Raw genomic sequence first — 21,487 nt, forward strand, 5'->3', positions numbered from 1 at the left:
ATGAATCAATCAATATTGTTTTCTGATGACATTGTATGGAATTCCCTCACGCAGACATTAGCATTTCATGCCAATCAGTCCGGCATGCTAATTACTTGTACTATTGATGCTGAAAAGCTAGGTCAGTTAGCCTCTATGCGAGTGAATAATGAAGAAGAGGCTATCGAAGCATATAAAAAAGCGCAGTTTGATATTGAAGAGTGCGCAGAAGCCCTCATTGAAGATGAGGACTTCGATGACCAAGGTAATATTAAAGTGGGCTAGCGAATAACGTCAACATGATTAATGTAGTCATTTTTGTTCTGTACATAATTGTTTGATGACGTCTGTAAAAATGTGGTTTCTTTTTCTGTTAGTGGACGAATTTGTTTTACCGGGCTTCCCACGTATAGGTAGCCCCTTTCGAGGCGCTTATTTGGTGGAACTAAACTTCCCGCACCAATCATTACATCGGATTCAATGATGGCACCATCTAATACGATGCTAGCCATTCCAATCAACACGCGGTCGTGAATGGTGCAGCCGTGAAGCATAACCTGATGACCAATAGTGACATCACTACCAATTAATAATGGATAACCCTCAGGGTTATCCATATTTCTGTGGGTAACATGTAAGACGGAGTTGTCTTGAATATTCGTTCTGTCTCCAATCTCAATACGATTGACATCGCCACGTGCAGAGACGAATGGCCAAATGCTCACATCCTTACCAAGGTGAACATCTCCTACGATAACGCTAGTCATATCTATATAGACAGAAGAGTCGAATTGCGGGCAAATTCCTTTGAAACTACGAACTGAAGTCATATTTATCTCTTAGTTGAGAGTTTGTAATGTGATTTATGCTGATTTTAAGCGGTTTTTTAACCATTAAGAATAAAAAACAATCAGACAGATAAAAAAAGTTGAAAAAGTGACTTTTAGGGCTTGCCAATGTGATTCGGATCTCTATAATGCACCCTCGCTGACACGGGAACGGTTCAACAAAAACCGAGAACGAGTCAGAAGGTTATTAAGCTCAATGAGCTTAGCAAAATAAGTTTTAAAAAGTGTTTGACACTGAAGCTTATCTAGCTAAAATGGCCGTCCGTTTTGAGCAAGCCTCGAAACAAGCTCTTTAACAATATAGACCTATATCAATCTGTGTGGACACTTGTTGATGATAATCATTATGTCTGCTTCTGCTGCAAAGTAGAAGCGAACCACTTCTTCGGAAGTAAAATGGTTTTCAATGAACACGTGACCTAAGGGTAGTAAGTTCGCTTACTGTCACACAGTCAAAATTCATTATCGTTCTGTTGGAACGATAATAGCTTTAAAATTACTTCTTACTTTTTAAGTAAGGGACAGTTTTGAAGTCAGTATTCATTGAGCCGACAAAATCTTAAATTGAAGAGTTTGATCATGGCTCAGATTGAACGCTGGCGGCAGGCCTAACACATGCAAGTCGAGCGGAAACGACAACATTGACCCTTCGGGTGATTTGTTGGGCGTCGAGCGGCGGACGGGTGAGTAATGCCTGGGAAATTGCCCTGATGTGGGGGATAACCATTGGAAACGATGGCTAATACCGCATAATGCCTTCGGGCCAAAGAGGGGGACCTTCGGGCCTCTCGCGTCAGGATATGCCCAGGTGGGATTAGCTAGTTGGTGAGGTAATGGCTCACCAAGGCGACGATCCCTAGCTGGTCTGAGAGGATGATCAGCCACACTGGAACTGAGACACGGTCCAGACTCCTACGGGAGGCAGCAGTGGGGAATATTGCACAATGGGCGCAAGCCTGATGCAGCCATGCCGCGTGTATGAAGAAGGCCTTCGGGTTGTAAAGTACTTTCAGCAGTGAGGAAGGTTCATACGTTAATAGCGTATGGATTTGACGTTAGCTGCAGAAGAAGCACCTAGCTAACTCCGTGCCAGCAGCCGCGGTAATACGGAGGGTGCGAGCGTTAATCGGAATTACTGGGCGTAAAGCGCATGCAGGTGGTTCGTTAAGTCAGATGTGAAAGCCCGAGGCTCAACCTCGGAACTGCATTTGAAACTGGCGGACTAGAGTACTGTAGAGGGGGTAGAATTTCAGGTGTAGCGGTGAAATGCGTAGAGATCTGAAGGAATACCAGTGGCGAAGGCGGCCCCCTGGACAGATACTGACACTCAGATGCGAAAGCGTGGGGAGCAAACAGGATTAGATACCCTGGTAGTCCACGCCGTAAACGATGTCTACTTGGAGGTTGTGGCCTTGAGCCGTGGCTTTCGGAGCTAACGCGTTAAGTAGACCGCCTGGGGAGTACGGTCGCAAGATTAAAACTCAAATGAATTGACGGGGGCCCGCACAAGCGGTGGAGCATGTGGTTTAATTCGATGCAACGCGAAGAACCTTACCTACTCTTGACATCTAGAGAAGCCAGCGGAGACGCAGGTGTGCCTTCGGGAACTCTAAGACAGGTGCTGCATGGCTGTCGTCAGCTCGTGTTGTGAAATGTTGGGTTAAGTCCCGCAACGAGCGCAACCCTTATCCTTGTTTGCCAGCACGTAATGGTGGGAACTCCAGGGAGACTGCTCGGTGATAAACCGGAGGAAGGTGGGGACGACGTCAAGTCATCATGGCCCTTACGAGTAGGGCTACACACGTGCTACAATGGCGCATACAGAGGGCAGCAAGCTAGCGATAGTGAGCGAATCCCAAAAAGTGCGTCGTAGTCCGGATTGGAGTCTGCAACTCGACTCCATGAAGTCGGAATCGCTAGTAATCGTGGATCAGAATGCCACGGTGAATACGTTCCCGGGCCTTGTACACACCGCCCGTCACACCATGGGAGTGGGCTGCAAAAGAAGTGGGTAGTTTAACCTTCGGGAGGACGCTCACCACTTTGTGGTTCATGACTGGGGTGAAGTCGTAACAAGGTAGCCCTAGGGGAACCTGGGGCTGGATCACCTCCTTATACGAAGATTGTCTTGATGAGTGTTCACACAGATTGATTAGGTTTATGATGTAAAAGAGTGTTTGTTTTTACTTGTTAAGTGAAAACAACAAACAGTAAGTGCCCAACACTTACTACTTAGTGTCCCGTTCGTCTAGAGGCCTAGGACACCGCCCTTTCACGGCGGTAACAGGGGTTCGACTCCCCTACGGGATACCATTGGGTCGTTAGCTCAGTTGGTAGAGCAGTTGACTTTTAATCAATTGGTCGCAGGTTCGAATCCTGCACGACCCACCATTCTTACTCACGAAGAATGGCTTTTATTTTCACTTTTTTGAAAGGTGAAGACAAAAGAAACTAAATGTGGGCGATTAGCTCAGTTGGGAGAGCACCTCCCTTACAAGGAGGGGGTCACTGGTTCGAGCCCGGTATCGCCCACCACTCTCTAAATATTTTTGGAAGTATCAATCCAAACCACTACTCTTGTTGTTGGTTTGCATTTTTGACTCTGAAAGTCGTTAGAAAGTGCTTTTTAGCACGCGTTTCGAAAGAAACTAGCTCTTTAACAATTTGGAAAGCTGACGAACAACATTTGATTTAATGTTGTTCAAATAAAAGTTCTCAAATCCTATGTCTTTAAGATGTAGGTACCAACACACATTCAAGTGTTCTTGGAAACAGCACAACTTCGGTTGTGAGGTTTATATTTGAGTCCGGCAAAATCGAATGCTATCTCGCTCATTCAAATAATGAGATAGCGACTTTGGTTGTTTGCCATACATAAGACCTTTTGGGGTTGTATGGTTAAGTGACTAAGCGTACACGGTGGATGCCTTGGCAGTCAGAGGCGATGAAGGACGTAATAACTTGCGATAAGCCCAGATTAGGTAGTAATAACCTGTGAGTCTGGGATTTCCGAATGGGGAAACCCACGTGCATAAGCACGTATCATTAACTGAATACATAGGTTAATGAAGCAAACCGGGGGAACTGAAACATCTAAGTACCCCGAGGAAGAGAAATCAACCGAGATTCCGAAAGTAGCGGCGAGCGAAATTGGACTAGCCCTTAAGCTTTTAATGATGCAGGTGAAGGCTCTGGAAAGTGCCGCAGTAAAGGGTGATAGCCCCGTAACCGACACATCATAATCAGTGAAAACGAGTAAGGCGGGACACGTGATATCCTGTTTGAATATGGGGGGACCATCCTCCAAGGCTAAATACTACTGACTGACCGATAGTGAACCAGTACCGTGAGGGAAAGGCGAAAAGAACCCCTGTGAGGGGAGTGAAATAGAACCTGAAACCGTGTACGTACAAGCAGTAGGAGCCCACTTGTTGGGTGACTGCGTACCTTTTGTATAATGGGTCAGCGACTTATATTCAGTGGCAAGGTTAACCGTTTAGGGGAGCCGTAGGGAAACCGAGTCTTAACTGGGCGTTCAGTCTCTGGATATAGACCCGAAACCAGGTGATCTAGCCATGGGCAGGTTGAAGGTTGAGTAACATCAACTGGAGGACCGAACCGACTAATGTTGAAAAATTAGCGGATGACTTGTGGCTAGGGGTGAAAGGCCAATCAAACCTGGAGATAGCTGGTTCTCCCCGAAAGCTATTTAGGTAGCGCCTCGGACGAATACTACTGGGGGTAGAGCACTGTTAAGGCTAGGGGGTCATCCCGACTTACCAACCCTTTGCAAACTCCGAATACCAGTAAGTAATATCCGGGAGACACACGGCGGGTGCTAACGTCCGTCGTGGAGAGGGAAACAACCCAGACCGCCAGCTAAGGTCCCAAAGTATAGCTAAGTGGGAAACGATGTGGGAAGGCTTAGACAGCTAGGATGTTGGCTTAGAAGCAGCCATCATTTAAAGAAAGCGTAATAGCTCACTAGTCGAGTCGGCCTGCGCGGAAGATGTAACGGGGCTAAGCTATACACCGAAGCTGCGGCAATATGATTTATCATATTGGGTAGGGGAGCGTTCTGTAAGCCGTTGAAGGTGAACTGTAAGGTTTGCTGGAGGTATCAGAAGTGCGAATGCTGACATGAGTAACGATAAAGGGGGTGAAAAACCTCCTCGCCGGAAGACCAAGGGTTCCTGTCCAACGTTAATCGGGGCAGGGTAAGTCGACCCCTAAGGCGAGGCCGAAAGGCGTAGTCGATGGGAAACGGGTTAATATTCCCGTACTTCTTATAATTGCGATGGGGGGACGGAGAAGGCTAGGTGGGCCTGGCGATGGTTGTCCAGGTTCAAGTACGTAGGCGGGTGGTTTAGGTAAATCCGGACCACTATTAACGCTGAGATACGATGTCGAGCTACTACGGTAGTGAAGTCATTGATGCCATGCTTCCAGGAAAAGCCTCTAAGCTTCAGATTATAAGAAATCGTACCCCAAACCGACACAGGTGGTCGGGTAGAGAATACCAAGGCGCTTGAGAGAACTCGGGTGAAGGAACTAGGCAAAATGGTACCGTAACTTCGGGAGAAGGTACGCTCTTGGCGGTGAAGTCCCTTGCGGATGGAGCTACTAGGAGTCGCAGATACCAGGTGGCTGCAACTGTTTATTAAAAACACAGCACTGTGCAAAATCGTAAGATGACGTATACGGTGTGACGCCTGCCCGGTGCCGGAAGGTTAATTGATGGGGTTAGACTTAGGTCGAAGCTCTTGATCGAAGCCCCGGTAAACGGCGGCCGTAACTATAACGGTCCTAAGGTAGCGAAATTCCTTGTCGGGTAAGTTCCGACCTGCACGAATGGCGTAATGATGGCCACGCTGTCTCCACCCGAGACTCAGTGAAATTGAAATCGCTGTGAAGATGCAGTGTACCCGCGGCTAGACGGAAAGACCCCGTGAACCTTTACTACAGCTTGGCACTGAACATTGACCCTACATGTGTAGGATAGGTGGGAGCCTTTGAAGCATGCACGCTAGTGTGTGTGGAGGCAATCTTGAAATACCACCCTTGTATGCTTGATGTTCTAACGTTGGTCCCTAATCGGGATTGCGGACAGTGCCTGGTGGGTAGTTTGACTGGGGCGGTCTCCTCCCAAAGAGTAACGGAGGAGCACGAAGGTGGGCTAAACACGGTTGGACATCGTGTGGTTAGTGCAATGGCATAAGCCCGCTTGACTGCGAGAATGACAATTCGAGCAGGTACGAAAGTAGGTCATAGTGATCCGGTGGTTCTGAATGGAAGGGCCATCGCTCAACGGATAAAAGGTACTCCGGGGATAACAGGCTGATACCGCCCAAGAGTTCATATCGACGGCGGTGTTTGGCACCTCGATGTCGGCTCATCACATCCTGGGGCTGAAGTCGGTCCCAAGGGTATGGCTGTTCGCCATTTAAAGTGGTACGCGAGCTGGGTTTAGAACGTCGTGAGACAGTTCGGTCCCTATCTGCCGTGGGCGTTGGAAGATTGAAGGGGGCTGCTCCTAGTACGAGAGGACCGGAGTGGACGAACCTCTGGTGTTCGGGTTGTCATGCCAATGGCATTGCCCGGTAGCTAAGTTCGGAATCGATAACCGCTGAAAGCATCTAAGCGGGAAGCGAGCCCTGAGATGAGTCTTCCCTGGCACTTTAAGTGTCCTAAAGGGTTGTTCAAGACTAGAACGTTGATAGGCAGGGTGTGTAAGTGCTGCGAGGCATTGAGCTAACCTGTACTAATTGCCCGTGAGGCTTAACCATACAACACCCAAAGGGTTTTGATGGACTCAAAGCAAGAACAGATTGAATGTGTATTAATAACTTTTATTAAGCTTTCCGAATTTTAAGAATTTGCTTGGCGACCATAGCGTTGCAGACCCACCTGATCCCATGCCGAACTCAGAAGTGAAATGCAGTAGCGCCGATGGTAGTGTGGGGTTTCCCCATGTGAGAGTAGGACATCGCCAGGCTTTGAACAGACATCTATTTGAAGCACAACTTAGGTAAGACTTTAGATAGAGCCACTGCGGAGTGGTAGTTCAGTTGGTTAGAATACTCGACCTGTCACGCCGGGGGTCGCGGGTTCGAGTCCCGTCCACTCCGCCATTTATACTAAGCCCTAGTCGAAAGACTGGGGCTTTTTTACGTCCAGAATAAATTATCAATGATGAATTTAGCTGCTAACTTTTTGCATTCACCGAATCGACAAGTGCGAATCCTGTCTTTTCCTATCCCTTACCTATATTAAAGCCAAAGAATAGTTTTATCGAAAGACGAGGTTTCTTGCGTCTGCAGTAGTTTACAGTGTTGGTACAGTCGATACTAAGGAATGGAGTCGGGTTAGCATCATCCAATCTATCGACATGGGGAGACTGCGTTTGACAGTCTTTTGCTAGCGCTGTTAATACAGGCTTAGCGATCTATTCTAAATACCACTAGAAGTGACGCATGTAACGTTTTAAATCTGTGAGATTTTGTCACTGGAGATATACTTATTATAACGACTAATTTCCAATACTAGTGTCGTAATCAGACTTCCTTCGTATATTATTACGGTATTGATTAAATTTATTGGTTAGCGAGTTATGGGACAATTTGCAATTTTGGGTTATATCGCATTAGGAGGGGCCTTTGGGGCTTGCTCCAGATATCTTATTTCCGAACTTTGTGTCGTACTTTTAGGGAGAGGGTTCCCATATGGGACACTGACGGTCAATGTCGTGGGATCCTTTATTATGGGATTACTGATTGCTGCATTTGAAGCAGAGCTAGTGGTCACAGAACCCTGGCGTCAAATCATTGGATTGGGATTCTTAGGTGCATTAACCACATTTTCTACATTCTCCATGGATAATGTCTTGCTTATGCAGCAAGGCGCCTTTTTCAAAATGGGTCTGAATGTACTGTTGAATGTGTTTTTGAGCATCACGGCAGCATGGATCGGTTTCCAGTTATTGATGAAAACTTGAGCAAGCTAACATTTGCTTCATAGCGTTATCATTGAATTTCGTTTATGATTATCGCAATACTTGTCGGAGTGCCCCTTTGGGCTGAGACCGTTTATTCGGGATCCGTTGAACCTGATCAGGCTAATACCTGCGAAGGGAACAGGAGAAAAGAATGGAATTTCCCTCTTTATCATATAGTGCATGCTGACTTTCTGCTCGCACTATTGCTGTTGATACCTCTTGTGTTCACATATCCGTCAAGCATTTATCTTTCTTATACGATAATAAAGGAAATGCTATGTCGACTCGTAAACAAACCAGGCTGGAAGCTAAACAATTTATCGACACCCTGTCGGTAACACCTTATCCGAACTCTGAAAAAACGTATATCCAGGGCTCCCGTGTAGATATACAAGTTCCAATGCGAACTATTCACCTCGCCGATAGTCTTGTTGGTGGCTCAAAATCCAACCCTGTCTTTGAAAAAAACGAATCTATTAACGTCTATGACACCTCAGGCGTATATACGGACCCCAACCACAGTATTGATCTTTACTCTGGTCTACCAAAGCTCAGAGAGCACTGGATAGATGAAAGAAGTGATACTGAAGTCCTTTCTGGTGTTACATCTAACTTTGCTCAGGAACGCTTGAATGACGAAACACTCGATGATCTTCGCTATGGACAATTACCTCGTATACGCCGAGCAAAGGATGGAGAGTGCGTCACTCAATTGCATTATGCCCGCAGAGGCATTGTAACTCCTGAAATGGAGTACATTGCTATTAGAGAAAATATGGGGCGACAAAAGATGGCTGATGAGATGTTAACTCAACAACATCCAGGGCAAAGTTTTGGCGCAAATCTACCAAAAGAAATTACCCCAGAATTTGTCCGAAAAGAGGTTGCTGAAGGTCGAGCAATTATTCCATCAAATATAAACCATCCAGAATCTGAACCAATGATCATTGGCCGCAATTTTTTGGTTAAAGTGAATGCCAACATTGGCAATTCATCGGTGTCATCGTCGATAGAAGAAGAGGTTGAAAAGCTCGTTTGGAGTACCCGCTGGGGTGGCGATACCGTTATGGATTTGTCGACCGGGCGTAATATTCATGAGACCCGTGAATGGATTCTGCGCAATAGCCCAGTTCCAATTGGTACCGTTCCTATGTATCAAGCGTTAGAAAAGGTGAATGGTATTGCTGAGGACCTAACATGGGAAGTGATGAGAGACACGTTAATAGAGCAGGCTGAACAAGGTGTTGATTACTTTACGATTCATGCCGGGTTACTCCTTCGTTATGTTCCTATGACAGCAAAGCGTGTCACGGGTATCGTCTCGCGAGGTGGGTCTATTATTGCCAAGTGGTGTTTAGCACACCATACAGAAAGTTTCCTTTATACCAACTTTAAGGAGATCTGTGAGATTTGTGCTAAGTATGATGTTGCGCTGTCATTGGGGGACGGGTTAAGACCAGGTTCTATCGCTGACGCTAACGACGAGGCTCAGTTTTCTGAATTACGGACATTGGGAGAGTTGACTAAAGTTGCTTGGGCTTATGACGTTCAGGTCATCATTGAAGGTCCCGGTCATGTACCTATGCACATGATAAAAGAGAACATGGAAGAGCAACTAGAGCACTGTCACGAAGCTCCATTCTATACATTAGGCCCTTTAACTACCGACATAGCACCTGGATATGACCATATTACTTCTGGTATTGGTGCTGCGATGATCGGTTGGTATGGCTGTGCCATGCTGTGTTATGTCACACCTAAAGAGCACTTAGGTCTACCCAATAAGGAAGATGTTAAGACAGGGCTTATTACCTATAAGCTTGCGGCTCATGCCGCGGATCTTGCTAAAGGTCATCCTGGCGCACAAATTCGAGATAATGCCTTGTCGAAAGCTCGTTTTGAATTTCGTTGGGAAGATCAGTTTAACCTCGCACTTGACCCTGATACTGCACGTCAATACCACGATGAAACCTTGCCTCAAGAATCAGGTAAAGTCGCTCATTTCTGTTCGATGTGTGGACCGAAGTTTTGTTCAATGAAGATTTCACAGGAAGTGAGGGAGTACGCCAAGGGTCTAGAAACTCAAGGTGATATAAGCATCAAATTAATTGAAGATCCTCTAGAAGGGATGCGACAGAAATCAGAAGAGTTTCTCGCTTCTGGCGCTGAACTCTATCACCCGGCTGTGACTGAATAAAATACTATAGGAGTATTCTTTGAAAATACTATTGTAGGCCAATAGCCTCGATATTGGCATCCATTTAACGTCGATTTTGTCCGTTGCGAAACAGGCTGGTTTTGATACCTCAGCGATTTCGATGGGCACAAGTACAACGTTGCAAGTAGAGCTTGTAGGGGTACAGCGTACAACGGTTTTAGCGACTGATTTACTTACGTCTGAGTTTTCCAATGACGTTGATTATGCGCTGCTCTATCAACATCAGAAGACTAAAGCTGAACTAGCCTGCGAGAATGATTTCGCTACCAATACTCAAATCTATTTAAATGTAATAGATGAACAACAATCGATGGATGTATGGTCGTGCAATAGTGAGTCTAGCCGAGCGTTAAAGAGTGCTTCGGAAATTGAAGAGACAAGTTACCATTTATCATGGTTCATTGTTTCATTAGTGCTTGATTTCCCCATTGAGGATGCATTGGTCTTGGCTCGTGCTGGGTGTGTTTCACGTGAAACATGGCCTTGTCTGAGCCAGCACTTTCCGACACCTGTGATAGAAGACGAGTTACTTAACATACAAGTGGGTTGGGCTGTGAAGGCGAGTACAACGTCTTTTTCTGTAATGACAAAGGCTAGTCTTGGTCTCTATCCAGTTGTGGACAGCGTTGAATGGATCAAAACGTTACTTCAGTTAGGTATTAAAACGATACAGTTAAGAATCAAAAATCCTGATGATGAGTACTTAGAATCTAAGGTCAAACAGGCCATTGAGCTAGGCAATCAATATAACGCGCAGGTGTTTATTAATGATTACTGGCAACTAGCGCTTAAGTACCAGGCCTACGGTGTGCATCTTGGTCAAGAGGACATAGAAACCGCAGACCTTAGAAAGATTGCCAACGCAGGTATTCGACTTGGACTCTCTACCCACGGTTACTATGAGCTATTAAGAATTATCCAAATTAATCCTAGCTATATCGCACTAGGCCATATTTTCCCAACAACGACTAAAGATATGCCATCGCGTCCACAAGGACTGGTTCGTTTAGCGTTGTATCAGAAGCTCATTGACACCATTAAATATGGCGATTCAGTGGGGTATCCAACCGTGGCCATCGGTGGTATCGATCTAGAGACTGCTCAACCAGTATGGAGTTGTGGAGTGTCGAGTTTAGCCGTGGTAAGGGCAATAACTCAAGCTGGCGACATACCAACCGTGATAAATCAATTTTCCGGCGTAATGAGGGATCGTCAGTGGTGCTAGATAACCAGTTTCAACGTTATGTTCGACAGATCAGCGTGCCAGAGATCGCTGAGCGAGGACAAGAACGATTATTATCTAGCCACGTATTGGTGATTGGGTGCGGTGGGTTGGGGACCGCTGCCTCACTATATCTGGCTGGTGCTGGCATTGGGCGACTTGTGATTGCGGATCAAGATATTGTTGAACTCTCTAACTTGCCTCGCCAAATTGCATACCGACAGGACGATGTTGGTGCCTCAAAGGTTACCGCATTAAGACAGCAGCTATTGGCACGAAATGATGATGTTTCAATAAGAACGGTAAAGACTTTCCTTAGCGGAGCTCAATTAAAGCTTGAGGTGTCTTTGGCTGATATTGTCATCGACTGCAGTGATAACTTGCCAACTCGCCATGCTATCAACCAAGCATGTTATGAGACAAAAACGAATCTTGTCTCTGGTGCAGCAATTGGTTGGAATGGCCAGCTAACCGTATTCGGCTTTGCTAGCCAACCTTCAGCACCGTGCTATCGGTGTCTTTATCCTTTTGATGATTTATCCGCACCAATAGACTGTTCTAGTAGCGGCGTGGTAGGTCCGGTAGTCGGAATGATTGGTGTCTACTCGGCTCTTGAAGCAATCAAAATAGCCAGCGGGCGAGTTCAAAGTATTACGCCAACGATAAAAATGTTTGACGGATTTAATGGTCATTGGCAATCACTAAAATTACAACACGACCCTGAATGCAGGGTGTGTGCATCTGGTCAAAAGGAGCACGTATCATGATAACGATTCAAGTAAATGGATCATCAATGGAAGTTGCAGCCACGGCGACATTGCAGCATGTTCTCGATACATTAGCTATCGATACTCATGGTTGTGCCGTAGCGATTGATGACAACATTGTTCCACGAACCACATGGGCGTCTTTCACGCTTACATCACATATGAACATCAACGTATTTCAAGCCATTGCCGGGGGCTAACATGTTAACGATCGCAGGAAAGAACTTCTCATCTCGCTTATTTACAGGGACGGGGAAATTTGCTGATAAGTCTCTGATGGTTGACGCCATCATTGAAAGTGGTTCTGAGCTCGCAACCATGGCGCTTAAGCGTGTCGACTTAGACACACAAGAAGACGATATTCTTCGCCCCCTGATCGAGCGAGGGGTAAATTTGTTGCCTAATACATCGGGCGCAAAAAATGCGAAGGACGCTATATTTGCAGCGCATCTAGCAAGGGAAGCCCTAGGTACCAATTGGCTAAAGTTGGAAATTCATCCCGACCCTAAGTATTTACTACCGGATCCAATTGAAACGCTCCTTGCTGCTGAGCAATTGGTAAAAGATGGCTTTATTGTGTTGCCGTATTGCTCCGCGGATCCAACGCTTTGTAAGCGATTGGAAGAGGTAGGTTGCGCCGCCGTCATGCCATTAGGTGCGCCAATTGGTAGTAACAAGGGGTTAGTGACACAAGACTTCTTGGAAATTATTATCGAGCAAGCGAATGTTCCTGTAGTCGTTGATGCAGGTATTGGTGCTCCTTCCCATGCGGCGCTGGCAATGGAACTCGGCGCTGATGCTGTATTGGTGAATACCGCCATAGCATCGGCTGCAAATCCTGCGCTAATGGCGAAGGCGTTTAAACTTGCTGTTGAGTCTGGTCGACTGGCTTATGAGAGTGGTTTAGCGGGTAGGGTTAATCATGCCATAGCGTCTAGTCCATTAACGTCGTTTCTGAGCAGTAATTAGGGGGCGACGATGAGCTTCGTTACTGAACATGAAAAATATGACTGGGACGATATTCGTTTATCGATTTATAGCAAGACAGCAGCAGATGTGGAGCGAGCCCTGACAAAAACCAGGCTTAACCTTGACGATTTTTCTGCGTTAATATCGCCAGCGGCAGAGCCTTATATAGAGCAAATGGCACAACGGTCTTATGCTTTGACGCGTCAGCGATTTGGCCACACGATGGGAATGTATATTCCACTCTATTTATCGAACTTGTGCGCTAACGCTTGTACGTATTGTGGCTTTTCTATGGAAAACCGAATTAAGCGAAAAACACTATCGATTGATGAAATACAAGCTGAGTCTATAGTAATAAAATCGATGGGGTTTGATAGCGTACTCTTAGTCATCGAGCGAGCATGAAACCAAAGTTGGAATGCGATATTTCCGCCAGGTGTTACCCTCAATTAAACAGCACTTCAGTTATCTAGCAATGGAAGTCCAACCGTTGGATACTGATGAGTACAAGGAACTCAAGTCGCTAGGGCTTGATGCGGTTATGGTGTATCAGGAAACCTACAATCGTCGCACTTACGCTGAGCACCACCTTAGAGGGAATAAAATGGACTTTGACTACCGATTAGAAACACCCGATCGGTTAGCTCAAGCTGGCGTTGATAAAGTAGGAATTGGCTCGTTGATAGGGCTAGAAGAATGGCGCACGGACTGCTTTTATGTCGCTGCGCATCTTCAGTATTTGGAAAAGCGCTATTGGAAAACACGTTACTCAATATCTTTTCCTAGGCTAAGACCTTGTGAAGGGGCGGTACAACCAAAATCCGTAATGTCAGATAAGCAGTTGGTGCAACTTATTTGTGCCTATCGTTTATTTAACAATGAAGTTGAATTATCGCTATCGACTCGTGAGTCTCCTGAGTTTCGAGACAATGTTTATCCGCTTGGGATCACCAGCATTAGTGCAGCGTCAAAAACGCAGCCAGGGGGATATGCTAATGATGCACAAGAGCTAGAGCAGTTCGAAATAAGCGATGAACGTAGTGCACAAGAAGTCGCTGTGTCAGTTAAGCAACGTGCGATGGAGTACGGTATGGAAAGACTGGCATCAGTCCTATTCTGGGTAAATGAGAATCAGATAAAGACGAGAAAACTTTGTTTCACGTGAAACAAAAAGAGCTGCAATTGCAGCTCTTTTTGTTGATGAGCCAAGTTAGCGGTTAATTGGTAGGCAAGCTTCGCGTAACCATTCAAGAGTTTCGCCAGTCACTAACGGAGAAATATCATCAAAAACGGTTTGATGATATTGGTTGAGCCAGTTAACTTCAGCCTCGCTTAATTGGTCTAACACAATATTGCGCTTGTCGATTGGGCAGCGTGTTAGCGATTCAAACCCAAGCATGGTTAGGTCACCTTGTGTCGTTTTCTCAACGACCAACTCTAGATTCTCGATTCGAATTCCAAATGCATCTGCTCGGTAATAACCCGGCTCATTAGATAATACCATTCCTGGTACGAGAGCGGTGTTGTTGACGACTTTTGCAATACGCTGTGGTCCTTCATGGACACTAAGGAAGTGACCCACACCATGTCCAGTACCGTGGTCGTAATCAAATCCATTTGCCCATAGGTGTTGTCGAGCCAAAATATCCAGTTGGTGTCCACACGTCCCATTCGGGAACAATGCTGACGCTAGTCCAATATGGCCCTTGAGCACGAGGGTGAATTGCTGCTTCATTTCATCGCTCGGTTGACCGATAGCAATTGTACGTGTGATGTCCGTTGTGCCATCAGGGTATTGACCGCCGGAGTCAACCAAATATAGGCTGTCATTTATTAGCGCCCCTGGTTGCTCTTGATTCATGTGATTATAGTGACACATCGCTGCGTTACCACCGGATGCAGAAATCGTATCAAAGCTTAGGTCGACAAGTGAAGTGTCTTCACGACGGAATGATTCTAACTGGTTAGACAAAGAGCCTTCATCGTGTGTCACCTTATATTCGACTTGGTTATCCAGCCAAGAAAGAAACTTGACCATCGCCACGCCATCACGAACATGGCTGGCTTTCATGCCAGCGATCTCCACACTGTTCTTAGCAGCTTTAGGCATTAAGCATGGATCTGCGAGTGGAAGAACGATAGCACCGACACGTTCGAGTTCAAGTTGGAACCAGGCATTACTTGTACCTGAGTCTAATGACACGACTTTTCCTGCTAGTGCTGCAAGCTCTTCAGATAAAGAATCAGGGGCATGGACGGTGACACGCTCACCAACGTGTTGGTCAAACCGTTGGCGATCGGTGATCCGTGCTGAGTCAATAAAGAACTTCACGCTACCATCATCAAAGAGAATGGCATGTGATAGCAGAACAGGGAGGCGAGAGACGTCGAGACCTCGAACATTCAAAAGCCAGCAGATAGAGTCTAGCTCGGTGATCACTGCAGCTGCCGCGCCGGATTGGGTTAAATTCTGACTGAGCTCACGTCGTTTATCTAAACTGGATTGTCCTACATAATCGAGAGGCATAAGCATCACATCACTGAGTTGAGGAGCAGGACGGTCAGCCCAGTGAAGATCAACAGGATTGGTGTCGCAAGGGACAAGCTGGAGTTGGCCTGCTACTTGGCTCTGTGCGCTGTGATACCAATTGCCTCGGTGCATACGTGGATCTATCCCCACTCTAGAACCCGCAGCAAGGTGCTCTAGTAGCCAAGTGACTGGTGGTGTTTCAATTAAGTGGCAATATTCAAACGTTTCAGCGGGGACTTGTTTGGTTACTTGGACGGTGTAACGACCATCAACAAAAATGACAGCGCGATCTTTAGTAATCACCGCTGCACCAGCTGAACCGGTAAAGCCAGTAAGCCAGTGCAGGCGTTCATTGTGCTCAGGTACATACTCACCCAAGTACTCATCTTCATGAGCGATGACAAAGGCGTCGAGTTGATTGGATTCCAACCACGCTTGAAGTGCGGAGACTCGTTGGGATGTGAAAGGTTGCATCGTTAATTCCTTCTATTGGGCGAGTGAGCTCGGCCTACTGTTATTTGCAGTATAAGCTAGCGCTTTTGATGAACAGTTACAATCCATTATGCAGTAGACATTGTTTACGATTTTCTGAACGCCGCTTTAACGACGTAATAGGTTGTCGGTAAACGAAGTTGACAACTAACGAAGATGGAGTGTTTTCTGCTTTATGATATCGATAAGCCAATTCAGAGCGGGGTCGTTATCTCGTTCTTTGTGCCAAAATAATGTGTAGGCCATTGGGGGAATTCTAATGGTAAGGGTAATACCACCAACCCCAACTGGTCGGCAACAAGATGAACAAAGTGACGAGGGGCAGTAAAAATAAAATCGGTGTATGAACATAACGCCGCTGCATTATTGAAGTCAGGCACGGTAATCGCGATATCTCTCTCTTTCCCCATATCGGAGAGGCGATAATCTAGTAACCAACGGTCGCTGCCATCGCAACGTACTTGTACGTGTCGCAATGACAAATAAGCGTCTAGACTCCAAGTCTTAGACAGAATGGGGTGGTTAGCCCTAACTAAGCACATTTGATTATCTCTATACACTTCTAGTTCACGAATATCTTCAGGGGGATACATGGTTCGAATAGCATCGCGAATATCAATATCTTTACCAGTAATGCCTAAGTCCAATTCTCCTTTCTGCATTTGTTCAAAGGTACGTTCATTCCAAGCATGTGTACTAATACTCAGGTTGGGGCCTTGGCTAAAAATAGCTCGAGTAAAAAATGAGGCATAATTAGTGGATAGACACTCTCTACTGCCGCAATGTGGAAGCGATATTCGCTGCTTGTTGGAGAAAACTCGGGTGGGTGAGTAATCGATTGTAAGTGACTGACTAGGGTATCAAGTTTTGGTTTTAGGTACATGGCCTTAGGTGTTGGGGCTAATCCGTGAGCTTGGCGAGTAAATAGCGGATCATTAAATAGCAGTCGTAGTTTAGCCAGTGACTTACTGACTGCTGATTGACTAACACATAGCTAGGCTCGCCGCGCGAGTGACGTTGCGCTCTTCTAGCAATACGCTTAAGCATAACAGTAGGTTAAGATCGACTTTGTTTAGCGCTTCCAAATTCATGAAATGAAATTCCATTTGGGAATAATACTAATGAGTATAAACCATTTCTGTTCATATCATATTGTCGTTATTATGCGGCAATTAACATTGAGAAGAGAAGTTTCACGTGGAACAGCGTACATCAAAGATACAGATAGCGGCCTTAGTCATGTTGGTTTTCTTTAGTCCTTTGGCTATCGATATTTATCTGCCCGCATTGCCGCAAATATCGACCGCGTTCCAAGTCGACCATACTCTTGCTCAAGACACAATCACATGGTTTTTGTTTGCAATGGGTGTCGGGCAGTTATTTGCAGGCCCACTTGCTGATAAGCTCGGACGTCGAACGGTTGCATTATGTGGTATCAGCATTTATGGCTTGAGTGCTTGCTTGGCGTGGGCTGCTCAATCAATAGACTGGATGTTGGCTGCTAGGTTGCTACAAGGCTTAGGCGCGTGCGCCACATCGGTAGCGGCCTTTGCAACCGTTCGCGACCTTTATGGGCCAGAAAAAAGTGGCAAGATGATTAGCTACCTAAACGGAGCCATTTGCTTTATACCGTACCTCGCTCCAATTCTAGGTAGTTACCTGACTCATCACTTTGGCTGGCGTGCAAATTTTAGCTTTATGGCTGGCTTTGCATTAGTGGTTGGTCTTATGGTTATCGTCAACATGAAAGAGACGAATCCAAAGCAGCAAAACGATCGCTATTTTGCACTGTCTCGCTATATTGATGTGTTGCGCACACCGACGTTTATTTTTCATGCAACGTTATGTCTACTCGCGATGGGCGTTATTTTAGCGTATGTGACGTCGGCTCCGGTACTCTTGATGGAGAATATGGGACTGAGCATGGCTGAGTTTACTTTTTGGTTTGGGCTTAACGCGGTCTTTAATATTGCTGCTTGTATGCTGGCGCCAAAATTTATGGATAAAATCGGCACCCACCAAACCTTGCAATGTGGCATCCTTGTACTGTTAGTTGCTGGTGCGCTGATGGCTCTGGGCTCGTCATTCAATACGCCATTATCGTTTATGTTGCCTGTTATTCTTGGTTCGATTGGCTTTGCATTTATTTTGGGTGCTGCAGCAGGTAAAGCGCTTGCTCCATTTGGCGATAAAGCAGGCACCGCAGCGGCGCTATTAGGCTTATTTCAAATGAGTGGTTCAGGTTTACTTGTTGGCACGATGCAGCGTACCGGGTTAGAGCCTCAGTCTATGATTGCGTTGTTAATGTGGTTGGTTCTTCCCGCTTTATTTGTCTTGCGTAGCCGCTCAGGAAAAGCGTGGCATCAGATAATAAATATTAGTGATTAGTAAAAAACGGTCAATTTGAAAACGATTTGGTTTTCCTATCGTGTAAACAGGTGTATATTTGAAGGTATATTCCTTTCTATTATTAACTGGATCGATAAAGCATGTCTTTGACTACTTACGAAATGGCTCGCATTCTTGAGCAAATGGAAGAGTCTCCAGAAAAAATCATGTTCGGTAAATTATTAACCGAACTTGGCAATCAAAGTGAAGAGCGAATCCGTAGCGCTGCAAAACAAGTACCAATTCACATGCTTAGAGATATCGTTTATCAATTTCAAAGAGTGATTGAGTCACGCAAAGGTGAACAAGTTCAATCTTTGGCAAAAGAGTTAGCAGACCAAGGTATTTCTGCAGAAGAGCTGCAGGCTTTTTTAGCAAGTAAATAACCTTGCCTCAAAATAAAAAAGCCCCGTCGAGTAATCGACGGGGCTTTTTTGTGGGTGGCGATAATTCGCGTATTGTTTATCGAGTATTAAAGTCTGTATTACTCGATAACATTACGTATTATTTTATCGGCAGAGAGTGGACCAGGCCCCCAAACGACAACAATTAGAATCATTAGCCCCCAGAGCTGATGATCATAAAAACCTTGTTCCCAAAGTACGGGGTAAGAAACGACAGCGGTAATATTAAAAACAAACAGAATCGCAGCCATTGGTCGGCACAGTAATCCCAATGCCAAAAATACTGGCAGTACTAACTCCGCAGCAGTACCCATGTAAGCCGCTAGCTGCCATGGTAGGAGAGGGACGTGATACTCATATTCAAAAAGATACAAAGTACTATCCCAAGAAGCGATTTTGGTTAACCCGGAATTAAAAAACACCCACGCGACCCAAATCCGACAGAAAAGTAGTAGCAGCGGAATGAAGCCTTTTTGAAAAGTTTCGAGTGTAGAGTCATACGTTTTGAGTAAACTTGCTAGTCCATTTGTCATCGTGTTACTCCTTTAGGTTGGTTCGCCATCGCTGACGCTAAATGACGTGACTATGTTCATAGACAACAATGTAGGAACTAAAGCTAGCTGTTCTGGCGGCAGAAATCGAAGGGGCGACGCTAGCATGAGTTGCGTGATGAGCTTGCTAAGGGGTACATCAATTTCACTTAAAGTTAGCGGTTGAGTTGTACTTCCTTGTAATAAGATCATTTGAGGGCGCTCAAAATTGAGCTGGTCATAGTGGTGGTTTTCCACGGCTTGCTTAAGATCAATGAGCGCATACTGTGATGATATGACTTGGGTGCTGGGGTTCAGGTGAAGTTGAATGTCACCGTGCAGCTCTTCAGGGACATTTGCTAGCCTAATAATCGGCTGCGATTTCCCGGAGGTTATTGGCAACTCAAATCGACTAGCTTGATCAATTTTCCATTCGAAGTTAATCACGTCAAGCAGGTAGGGCACAGCACTAGTGATATGCTCAAGTGCAGCTATTGACTGTTCGAATCCAGCGCCATAATCGAGAGTATTCGCCGACTCGGGTGGATGCTGAATAATGTGATACTTCGCGATGGCACGGAAACACTCTTCTCCAACGAGAGCGAATGTGATGGGATAGGTTGCTTGTAATACTTCGCTCAGACTGATAATGAAGTTATTACGATAGATCTGAATTCGCTCTTGTGCTGAGAAGTGATCACCAATGACGCCGCACATTTGAGTTGAGGTAGCATTAAGTAACGCATGAGAAAACTGTTGTTGTATGTCGGCTAACATCTTCATGGCTATGCGCTCCTTTTTGGTATAAGCGCACTATCCTGCAATATATCGATCGCTTTATCCGCCTCTTCAAGTAATACCTTGGGTTCTGGAATATCAAGATCCCACTCAATGAGTGTTGGGGTGGGTCCGTGACGAGCTACCCAACTGCGATAGAGCTGCCAGACTTCATCTCTGACGTGATCACTATGGGTATCTATCCAGATTTCACCTTGATCAAGTTGCTTCTTGGTGAATCCAGCGAGGTGGATTTCATCGACGGTACTAGCTTTTATTGCTGATAAATATTGTTGTGAGTCGTACTGATGGTTAAAGCATGAGACGTGAACGTTATTAAGGTCGAGCAATAAGCGGCAATCTGTGCGGGTTTGTACCTGAGTGAGGAATTCCCATTCAGGAATAGTGGAATGTTCAAATCGCAGATAACTTGAAGGGTTTTCGATAAGTAGTGGGCGTTGCAACGCATCTTGGACTTGCAGGACGTTGCGACAAAATACGTCAAGTGCTTCTTCGGTATAAGGCAATGGTAATAGGTCATTAAAGTGGTGACCGCCATATTCACTCCAGCTTAAATGATCAGAGACCATGGTGGGTTGGATCTCATTAACCAGATTCACCAATGACATTAAGTGCTGTTTATTCACGGTAGTGACTGAACCTAATGATAAGCCAATACCGTGACAGCTGATATCGGTATTCTGTCGGATCGCCCTTAACTGTTGCCGTGTGGATGATGTCTCGATGAAATAGTTTTCACTGTGAATCTCAAGCCAACTCGCTGCATTGCTGTGTTGTTGGAAATAGTCTAGGTGTGGGTGTCGTAGTCCCACGCCGACCCACTTGAATGCCGAGTCTCGATCCATGTCGATCTCCCTGATCAATGCTTAATTGTGCATAAACTGTAGAAAACTAAAAGGGCGCTTATTGACGCCCTTTTAGGATAAAAGCTTAAGAGTAGTGTCCCGACCAAGCGGTGATACTCTGGCAGCGTGCTAAATACGCTGCTGGGCTAGCTAAGGCGCGATTAAGCCGATTCTGTGCTTCCACCAGCCAACTTACCGCATACACCCTTAGGTAACACAACAAAGGCATCGGTCTGATTGTCTTCTTTTGCTGTCCCTGCACATGAGCTCGTTTTTGTGGCGCAGTCATTTTTCCCAGCTTTCGACACGCCATAACATTTTTCTTTTTCAGCAGCGACAGCTGGCGCTGCAGTGAGCATAGTGCCACCAAGAGCGATAAGACCTGTAACAGCAGCGGTGATAGCGAGATTAGATGATTTCATAGTAAGTTCCTCGAGACTTGATCCTTGTAATTATGTCCACAAGTGGTTATTTGCCGACTTGCTTAATCAATAGGATAGGAG

Annotated in this window: 15 protein-coding genes, 4 tRNA genes, 3 rRNA genes, 2 pseudogenes and 1 riboswitch; of the genes and pseudogenes, 17 read left to right on the forward strand and 7 right to left on the reverse strand. The window is 45.7% G+C overall.

The features are described from left to right. Positions 1 to 264 (forward strand): DUF1488 family protein, encoded by a 264-nt coding sequence (locus AC0L66_RS01190; protein ID WP_265677960.1) that lies wholly within the window; start codon positions 1 to 3, stop codon positions 262 to 264. On the opposite strand, the gene AC0L66_RS01195 is transcribed toward AC0L66_RS01190, so the two are convergent. Continuing rightward, positions 261 to 809, reverse strand: a complete 549-nt coding sequence (locus AC0L66_RS01195; protein ID WP_265677959.1) for a gamma carbonic anhydrase family protein — start codon at positions 807 to 809, stop codon at positions 261 to 263. The genes AC0L66_RS01190 and AC0L66_RS01195 overlap by 4 nt on opposite strands. Before the next feature lie 579 nt (positions 810 to 1,388). Here AC0L66_RS01195 and AC0L66_RS01200 point away from each other — a divergent pair. From AC0L66_RS01200 to thiH, 14 genes and pseudogenes are all read left to right on the forward strand, one after another. Then, a 16S ribosomal RNA gene (locus AC0L66_RS01200) occupies positions 1,389 to 2,942 on the forward strand. 122 nt (positions 2,943 to 3,064) lie between these two features. Then, positions 3,065 to 3,140: transfer RNA gene (locus tag AC0L66_RS01205), tRNA-Glu, on the forward strand. A 2-nt stretch (positions 3,141 to 3,142) separates the two neighbouring features. Further along, positions 3,143 to 3,218, forward strand: a tRNA-Lys gene (locus AC0L66_RS01210). A gap of 68 nt (positions 3,219 to 3,286) precedes the next feature. After that, a tRNA-Val gene (locus AC0L66_RS01215) sits at positions 3,287 to 3,362 on the forward strand. Positions 3,363 to 3,723: 361 nt separating this feature from the next. Then, a 23S ribosomal RNA gene (locus AC0L66_RS01220) occupies positions 3,724 to 6,613 on the forward strand. Between the two features lie 93 nt (positions 6,614 to 6,706). Then, positions 6,707 to 6,822 (forward strand): 5S ribosomal RNA (gene rrf / locus AC0L66_RS01225). The 16S, 23S and 5S rRNA genes sit together here with 4 tRNA genes alongside, the layout of an rRNA operon. 58 nt (positions 6,823 to 6,880) lie before the next feature. Continuing rightward, positions 6,881 to 6,958 (forward strand) — tRNA-Asp (locus AC0L66_RS01230). A gap of 479 nt (positions 6,959 to 7,437) precedes the next feature. Then, a complete protein-coding gene (gene crcB / locus AC0L66_RS01235; RefSeq protein WP_265677449.1) occupies positions 7,438 to 7,821 on the forward strand; it encodes a fluoride efflux transporter CrcB in 384 nt (127 codons plus the stop codon). 54 nt (positions 7,822 to 7,875) lie between these two features. Continuing rightward, positions 7,876 to 7,976, forward strand: a riboswitch (TPP riboswitch). 122 nt (positions 7,977 to 8,098) lie between these two features. After that, positions 8,099 to 10,018: a phosphomethylpyrimidine synthase ThiC gene (thiC, locus tag AC0L66_RS01240; protein ID WP_473568126.1), complete on the forward strand. Its 1,920-nt coding sequence runs from the start codon at positions 8,099 to 8,101 to the stop codon at positions 10,016 to 10,018. Positions 10,019 to 10,094: 76 nt separating this feature from the next. Beyond that, on the forward strand, positions 10,095 to 11,264 hold the full coding sequence (locus tag AC0L66_RS01245) for a thiamine phosphate synthase (RefSeq protein ID WP_473568128.1): 1,170 nt from the start codon (positions 10,095 to 10,097) through the stop codon (positions 11,262 to 11,264). Further along, a complete protein-coding gene (locus AC0L66_RS01250) occupies positions 11,255 to 12,028 on the forward strand; it encodes a HesA/MoeB/ThiF family protein (RefSeq protein ID WP_265677446.1) in 774 nt (257 codons plus the stop codon). Before AC0L66_RS01245 ends, AC0L66_RS01250 begins: the two co-directional genes overlap by 10 nt. After that, positions 12,025 to 12,228, forward strand: coding sequence for a sulfur carrier protein ThiS (gene thiS / locus AC0L66_RS01255; RefSeq protein ID WP_265677445.1), 204 nt, complete (start codon positions 12,025 to 12,027; stop codon positions 12,226 to 12,228). The genes AC0L66_RS01250 and thiS overlap by 4 nt, the downstream gene beginning before the upstream one ends. A 1-nt stretch (position 12,229) precedes the next feature. Beyond that, positions 12,230 to 12,997, forward strand: a complete 768-nt coding sequence (locus tag AC0L66_RS01260; RefSeq protein WP_473568130.1) for a thiazole synthase — start codon at positions 12,230 to 12,232, stop codon at positions 12,995 to 12,997. A gap of 9 nt (positions 12,998 to 13,006) precedes the next feature. Further along, a pseudogene (gene thiH, locus AC0L66_RS01265) lies at positions 13,007 to 14,121 on the forward strand (2-iminoacetate synthase ThiH). 86 nt (positions 14,122 to 14,207) lie between these two features. On the opposite strand, the gene AC0L66_RS01270 reads toward thiH, so the two are convergent. Beyond that, positions 14,208 to 16,001, reverse strand: coding sequence for an aminopeptidase P family protein (locus AC0L66_RS01270; protein WP_473568132.1), 1,794 nt, complete (start codon positions 15,999 to 16,001; stop codon positions 14,208 to 14,210). Positions 16,002 to 16,166: 165 nt separating this feature from the next. Beyond that, positions 16,167 to 17,110 (reverse strand): annotated as a pseudogene (locus tag AC0L66_RS01275) (LysR family transcriptional regulator). 148 nt (positions 17,111 to 17,258) lie between these two features. Here AC0L66_RS01275 and AC0L66_RS01280 point away from each other — a divergent pair. Continuing rightward, positions 17,259 to 18,407 carry a multidrug effflux MFS transporter gene (locus AC0L66_RS01280; RefSeq protein ID WP_473569165.1) on the forward strand — a complete coding sequence of 383 codons (1,149 nt, stop codon included), beginning with the start codon at positions 17,259 to 17,261 and terminating at the stop codon, positions 18,405 to 18,407. 101 nt (positions 18,408 to 18,508) lie between these two features. Next, a complete protein-coding gene (tsrA, locus tag AC0L66_RS01285) occupies positions 18,509 to 18,793 on the forward strand; it encodes an H-NS-like global regulator TsrA (RefSeq protein WP_265677440.1) in 285 nt (94 codons plus the stop codon). Between the two features lie 98 nt (positions 18,794 to 18,891). Here tsrA and AC0L66_RS01290 read toward each other — a convergent pair whose 3' ends face one another. The 4 genes from AC0L66_RS01290 to AC0L66_RS01305 all read right to left on the reverse strand — a co-directional run bounded on the left by AC0L66_RS01290 (position 18,892) and on the right by AC0L66_RS01305 (position 21,406). After that, positions 18,892 to 19,344, reverse strand: a complete 453-nt coding sequence (locus tag AC0L66_RS01290) for a DoxX family protein (protein ID WP_265677439.1) — start codon at positions 19,342 to 19,344, stop codon at positions 18,892 to 18,894. A 12-nt stretch (positions 19,345 to 19,356) separates the two neighbouring features. Then, entirely contained in the window at positions 19,357 to 20,124 is a 768-nt protein-coding gene (locus AC0L66_RS01295) for an HvfC/BufC N-terminal domain-containing protein (protein WP_473568134.1), read from the reverse strand. 2 nt (positions 20,125 to 20,126) lie between these two features. Further along, positions 20,127 to 20,984 carry an MNIO family bufferin maturase gene (bufB, locus tag AC0L66_RS01300; RefSeq protein WP_473568136.1) on the reverse strand — a complete coding sequence of 286 codons (858 nt, stop codon included), beginning with the start codon at positions 20,982 to 20,984 and terminating at the stop codon, positions 20,127 to 20,129. A 161-nt stretch (positions 20,985 to 21,145) separates the two neighbouring features. Further along, positions 21,146 to 21,406 (reverse strand): BufA1 family periplasmic bufferin-type metallophore, encoded by a 261-nt coding sequence (locus tag AC0L66_RS01305; RefSeq protein ID WP_265677436.1) that lies wholly within the window; start codon positions 21,404 to 21,406, stop codon positions 21,146 to 21,148. Positions 21,407 to 21,487 lie beyond the last annotated feature (81 nt).

It is taken from the genome of Vibrio sp. GJ43-1, assembly GCF_055808835.1.

Excerpts from the sequence above, each read along its gene's own strand:
- AC0L66_RS01190 (WP_265677960.1), top strand. The coding sequence starts at position 1 with ATGAATCAATCAATATTGTTTTCTGATGACATTGTATGGAATTCCCTC.
- AC0L66_RS01195 (WP_265677959.1), bottom strand. The coding sequence starts at position 809 with ATGACTTCAGTTCGTAGTTTCAAAGGAATTTGCCCGCAATTCGACTCT.
- crcB (WP_265677449.1), top strand. The coding sequence starts at position 7,438 with ATGGGACAATTTGCAATTTTGGGTTATATCGCATTAGGAGGGGCCTTT.
- thiC (WP_473568126.1), top strand. The coding sequence starts at position 8,099 with ATGTCGACTCGTAAACAAACCAGGCTGGAAGCTAAACAATTTATCGAC.
- thiS (WP_265677445.1), top strand. The coding sequence starts at position 12,025 with ATGATAACGATTCAAGTAAATGGATCATCAATGGAAGTTGCAGCCACG.
- AC0L66_RS01260 (WP_473568130.1), top strand. The coding sequence starts at position 12,230 with ATGTTAACGATCGCAGGAAAGAACTTCTCATCTCGCTTATTTACAGGG.
- AC0L66_RS01270 (WP_473568132.1), bottom strand. The coding sequence starts at position 16,001 with ATGCAACCTTTCACATCCCAACGAGTCTCCGCACTTCAAGCGTGGTTG.
- AC0L66_RS01280 (WP_473569165.1), top strand. The coding sequence starts at position 17,259 with ATGTTGGTTTTCTTTAGTCCTTTGGCTATCGATATTTATCTGCCCGCA.
- tsrA (WP_265677440.1), top strand. The coding sequence starts at position 18,509 with ATGTCTTTGACTACTTACGAAATGGCTCGCATTCTTGAGCAAATGGAA.
- AC0L66_RS01290 (WP_265677439.1), bottom strand. The coding sequence starts at position 19,344 with ATGACAAATGGACTAGCAAGTTTACTCAAAACGTATGACTCTACACTC.
- AC0L66_RS01295 (WP_473568134.1), bottom strand. The coding sequence starts at position 20,124 with ATGAAGATGTTAGCCGACATACAACAACAGTTTTCTCATGCGTTACTT.
- bufB (WP_473568136.1), bottom strand. The coding sequence starts at position 20,984 with ATGGATCGAGACTCGGCATTCAAGTGGGTCGGCGTGGGACTACGACAC.
- AC0L66_RS01305 (WP_265677436.1), bottom strand. The coding sequence starts at position 21,406 with ATGAAATCATCTAATCTCGCTATCACCGCTGCTGTTACAGGTCTTATC.